This window comes from Caulobacter sp. P1_B12_2, from assembly GCF_056406675.1.
Window position 1 is genome coordinate 1 of record NZ_JBFTZS010000344.1, and the last position, 5,160, is coordinate 5,160.

Here is a 5,160-nt window from a genome sequence, read left to right on the forward strand (position 1 = left end):
CGTCCAGGCTCGGCCTCGACGACCTGCGGCAACAGCGGGCCGGCCTCCGGAAAGGCCCTTGCCAGGAAGGCGTTCAGCGCCGCCGCGTCCAGCTTCAGTTCGGTGTCGTCGCCCATGCCGCCTCCCCTTGCGTTCAGCGCATCTCGACCTTGGTGGTGATGTTGTCGTCGCCGTTGCGGTCGATGACGATGTTGTAGGGGTCGATCCCCGCCACCGTCGGCGCGACCTTGGTCACGAAGGTCAGGGTCTGGGTCCCCGAGCGGATCGGCCTCCGCTCCAGCGCGACGACCTTGTCGGGACCAAAGTCCTTCTTGCCCGGCTCGCGGGTGAACAGCCCCACGTCCATCACCTCGGTCAGGGGAGCCTCGGTCTCCTTGCCGCGCCCGTCGGCGTAGAGCTTGCGGGCGTCGATCACCAGCGACACGTCATAGCGTCCGTCGGCGCGCTTGCGCACGCTCGCCGTCTTGGTCTTCAGGTCGTACAGGGTGATCTTCTCGAACAGGTCGGTGATCRGGGCCTGCTTGTCGGCAGGGACCTCGGCGCGCAGGGCGGCCAGGAAGTCCAGGGTGTTGGGATAGGGCGCACCCTTGAAGGCGTGGTCGGCGATCAGCTTGCGCAGCGCCCGGTTTACCGTCTCTTCGCCCACCTCGTGCTGCAGCCGGTACATGACCAGCGAGCCCTTGCGGTAGTGGATGTAGGGCTGGTTCTCGACCCGGGCCAGGGGCTGCTCCTCCAGCGGATCGCCGCCGCGGGCCCGCAGATAGCTGTTCAGCTCGAACTTCAGGAACTTGCGGATCTGGGCCTCGCCGTACATCCGCTTCATGACCATCAGGGCCGAGTACTGGGCGAAGGTCTCGCTCAGCATGGTGCCGCCCTGCTGGTCGGCGCCGATCACCTGGTGCGCCCACCACTGGTGGCCGATCTCGTGGGCGCCGACATAGGTGACCATGTCGATCTTCTCGGGATCGCTGTAGTCGGCGATGAAGAACAGATTCTCCGACCATGGAATGGTGTTGGCGAACGACTGTGCGAAGTCGGCGTAGCCGGGGAACTCCTGGAACCGCAGCTGGCGGAACTGGTAGGGGCTGAAATTGGCCTGGTAGTAGTCGAGCGAGGCCTTCATCCCGGTCTTCATCCGCTCGATGTTCCACGGGTGATGCGGGTCGTAGTAGATCGCCAGATCGACGCCCTTGTAGCGGTCGCGGGCCACGGCGTAGCGGGCCGACTGGATCGACAGATAGGGCAGGATCGGGGCCTCGGTGACGAAGCGGGCCGTGCGGCGATGGCTGTCGTTCTTCACTGGGCCCTTGAGGCGGTCCGACTGAAGCGAGGTGTAGTCGGAAACCTTGTAGCCCGGCGCGATCGGCGTCTGGTCGGCGTCGGTGGTCACGGTGATGTCCGACGAGACGAAGTCGGCGTCGTGGCGCAGGCCGTTGAACTGGCGGCTGGGGATGTCGCCCAGCTTGGCCATCCGCCGCTCGGGCGGCAGGCCGTACTTGCGGCGCTTGGCGCGATCCTGCAGCAAACCATCGCGGCTCATGCCCAGCATCGGCGCGATCTCGGTGTTGTCGATGAAGGTTCCGTTGTCGACCACCCGGGTGTCGTCGCCCCGGTTGCGGAAGCCGTGCTGGGAGCGCTGGGTGATGAAGCTCATCATCCGCCGCTCGCCCGGCTTCATCGGCGTGTCGAACGCGAAGATCCGGTAGTTGAAGCGGTCGAAGGTCTGCTTGGAGCGGGCGCCCTCGATCGACAGGCCCTTGACCTTCAGGTCGCGGTCGAAGCGGACGTGGATCTCCTTGAGGATCTGGCCGCTGCGGTTTTCCAGGGTGTAGACGCCCTTGGTGTGGACGCTCGGGTCGTGCGGATACAGGTCGACGTCCAGCTTCATCGCCACGACCTTCGGCTGCGGCGTGTTCTCGAAACGCAGCAGGGTCTTCTCGTAATCGGCCTGCCACTTCTCGTTGTCGATCCGCGTCCGATAGACGTTCCAGACATTGGTGTTCATGTAGATGAAGCCGCCGGCGGCGACGAACACCGCCGCCGCCACCGCGAAGGTCAGGCCGGCCTTGCCGGTCAGGCGGGACGGCAGGCGGCGCAGGCGCGGCCACAGCCGGGTCTCGGTCCCGCGACGCCACAGGGCGTAGGTCAGCACCACCAGGATCACCGCGAAGGCGCTCCAGTAGAGGCGGAACCACCACGCGCCGATCCAGAACTTGCCCAGGCGGTTCATGTCCGAGGTCGGGACGTTCGGCACGCCGCCGTAGTTGTAGAGATTGTGCTCGAAGCCGAGGTTCACGAAGGTCAGGGTGCTGACGATGTAGACCACCATCAGGCCCCAGCCGATGAACTTGTGGCCGGCGATCGACTGCAGAAACACCGCCAAGACCGCCACCAGGACCACGTCGACCGCCTGGGGCAGCAGGTACCAGAGCAGGTACTTGTCGAGTTCGAAATGGGCGTAGCCGTGGGCCAGCTGGCTGACCATCGCCGCCAGAACGCTGACCGCCAGGGTCGACAGCAGCACCAGCGAGATGGCCAGCACCTTGGGCGCCACGAAGGCCCAGTCGGCGGCCGGCGCGGAGTCGATGATCTCGTGGGTCCTGCGGTCGCGTTCGCGCCAGACCAGTTCGCCGGCGTAATAGACCGCGATGATCAGCGGGATCAGTCCGAACGAGCCGCCCAGGGGCTGCAGGAGCACGCGGGTCAGGGGATGGATCGCGCCGCCGTACGAGGCCGCGTCGGTGGCGAACCACAGGGCGCCAGCGCAGTTGACCAGGCCCAGGGCCAGCAGCACGAAATAGGCCGGGCTCTTGAACACTTGGCCCATGTCGAGCCGGGTGCGGGACACCAGCTGGGCCCAGGCCCACGCGGCGTCGTAGCGCGGAACCGCACGGACGGCGGACGCGGGCGGCGGCGCCTCGGCCTCGGCCTCGATCGACGGGGCGGCCTTGCGCTTGGTCCCGGCCCGCGCGCCCGACAGTTCGGCCGACTGGAACCGGAACAGGAAGAAGGCCAGGGCCAGGAAGCCGGCCGCGAGCACCAGCACGAAGATGCGGTTGAACAGCAGGGCGCCCGTCACCCCGGGGATCAGGGTGTTGCGCTCGCTGACCGTCCAGTACTTGGTCGCCAGGCTGTAGGCGGCCGTGCCCAGCGGTTCCCACAGGGCGGCGGCCTGCTCGAACTCGGGCTTGCCCAGGGCGATGTTGGCGACGATCCAGACCACCATGAAGGCGATGACGCCGACATAGGTCCACATCATCGAGCGGGTCACCGTGGCCAGGGCGAAGAACATCGCGCCGGTCAGCAGCAGCGACGGCAGGGCGAGGGCGACATAGGCGAAGACGTAGGCGTCCAGGCGGTTGGGACCCAGCAGCTCGGCGTCCACCCAGGGCATCAGCGAGCCCAGGAACACCGCCAGCGGCACGGCCAGGAACGACAGGGCCGCCGCGGTCAGGGCGCCCAGGAACCGGCCGTACAGATAGTCGAACTTGGTCAGGCGCGTGGCCCGCAGGATCGGGCCGAAGCCCGTCTCGTCGTCGCGCACCACCACGTTCGAGACGAAGGCGGTGGTGACGAACATGTAGAACAGCGAGAAGATCAGGTGGCTCTGGGCCAGGGCGTAGGGGCCGTTGCGGTGATCGCTGGGGCCCAGGCCGATGCTGACCTGGCTGATCGTGGTGGCCCCGAAGGCCAGCAGGAAGAAGATGACCGCCACCACCCAAAAGACGGGCGACTTCAGCTGGTAGCGGAGTTCGAAGCCCGCGATCTTGCCAAACATCGGCTCAGGCCGCGCGGCGGGTGTTGGAGAGGGTGGAGAAATAGACGTCCTCCAGTCCGCCCTCGACCCGGCTGAAGCCGTCGCCGGGGTCCTGATCGGCCAGGATATGGATCACGGTGCGGCCGCCCAGCAGGCGGGTGGAGATCACCTGGTGTCGGGCCTTGGCCGCCTCGAGCTCGGCCTTGTCGATGGTCTTGCGCCAGATGCGGCCCGACAGCTGGCGGACCAGCTCCTGGGGCGCGCCTTCCTTGACGATGCGGCCTTCGCAGATGATCGCCATGGCCGGGCAGAGGTCGGACACGTCCTCGACGATGTGGGTCGACAGGATGACCACCACGTTCTCGCCGATCTCGGCCAGCAGGTTGAGGAAGCGGTTGCGCTCCTCGGGGTCGAGGCCGGCGGTGGGTTCGTCGACGATGATCAGGCGCGGATCGCCGATCAGGGCCTGGGCGATGCCGAACCGCTGGCGCATGCCGCCCGAGAAGCCGGCGATGGCCTTCTTGCGCACGTCCCACAGATTGACCTGGTTGAGCAGGCTCTCGACGACTTCCTTGCGCTCCTTGGCGCCGGCTATGCCCTTCAGCACCGCCATGTGGTCGAGCATGTCGTAGGCCGAGACGCGCGGATAGACGCCGAAGTCCTGCGGCAGGTAGCCCAGGGTGCGCCGCAGCAGGTCGGGCGACTTGAGCACGTCGATGTCGCCGAAGCGGATATGGCCCGAGGTCGGGGCCTGCAGGGTGGCCACGGTGCGCATCAGGGTCGACTTGCCGGCGCCGTTCGGACCCAGCAGGCCGTACATGCCGCCGGGTATGGTCAGGCTGACCTCGTCGAGGGCCTTCACGCCATTGGCGTAGACGTGAGTCAGGTTCTCGATGATCAGCATCGTCGGTCCCGGGCCCCTTCGACGTCGGCATGGCGGGTTTTCGCCACAATTGCCTACCCGTCATGCCTTGTCGTCGCAGGTCGGGGCAAGTGAAAGAACGTTTAGATGAGCGTCGTGGCCGGCGTGTTGCAGGATCATGTCCTCACGAAGGTGACTTTTGGCGGAACGGGTTTGGGTCTAATCAGGCGCCATGACGCACTTCGCCTTTCCCCCGCCCGCCCAATCCACGGTTCCGGTCGAAGGCGGCGACTCCGTCTTTCCTGTCCGGCGGATCCTTTGCGTCGGCCGCAACTATGCAGCCCACGCCCGCGAAATGGGCGCCGACCAGCGCGATCCGCCGTTCTTCTTCGCCAAGCCGGCCGACGCCGTGATCCTGGGCGACAAGGTCCCCTACCCGGTCGCCACCCATGACCTGCACCACGAGATYGAGCTGGTGGTGGCCCTGAAGTCGGGCGGCGCCAACATCGCGGTCGAGGAAGCGATGAGCCACGTGTTCGGC

Annotated in this window: 3 protein-coding genes; 1 reads left to right on the forward strand and 2 read right to left on the reverse strand. The window is 66.7% G+C overall.

What is annotated here, in order from left to right; all coding sequences use genetic code 11:
* Positions 1-133: 133 nt before the first annotated feature.
* Entirely contained in the window at positions 134-3,778 is a 3,645-nt protein-coding gene (locus AC1DZ6_RS18620) for an ABC transporter permease/M1 family aminopeptidase (protein ID WP_477098630.1), read from the reverse strand.
* A gap of 4 nt (positions 3,779-3,782) precedes the next feature.
* A complete protein-coding gene (locus AC1DZ6_RS18625) occupies positions 3,783-4,661 on the reverse strand; it encodes an ABC transporter ATP-binding protein (protein ID WP_477098631.1) in 879 nt (292 codons plus the stop codon).
* A gap of 190 nt (positions 4,662-4,851) precedes the next feature.
* Here AC1DZ6_RS18625 and AC1DZ6_RS18630 point away from each other — a divergent pair.
* Positions 4,852-5,160: fumarylacetoacetate hydrolase family protein (locus AC1DZ6_RS18630; RefSeq protein ID WP_477098632.1), on the forward strand; the 309-nt coding region annotated here is incomplete at its 3' end.

Coding starts and splice junctions, on each gene's coding strand:
- AC1DZ6_RS18625 (WP_477098631.1), bottom strand. CDS start 4,661: ATGCTGATCATCGAGAACCTGACTCACGTCTACGCCAATGGCGTGAAG.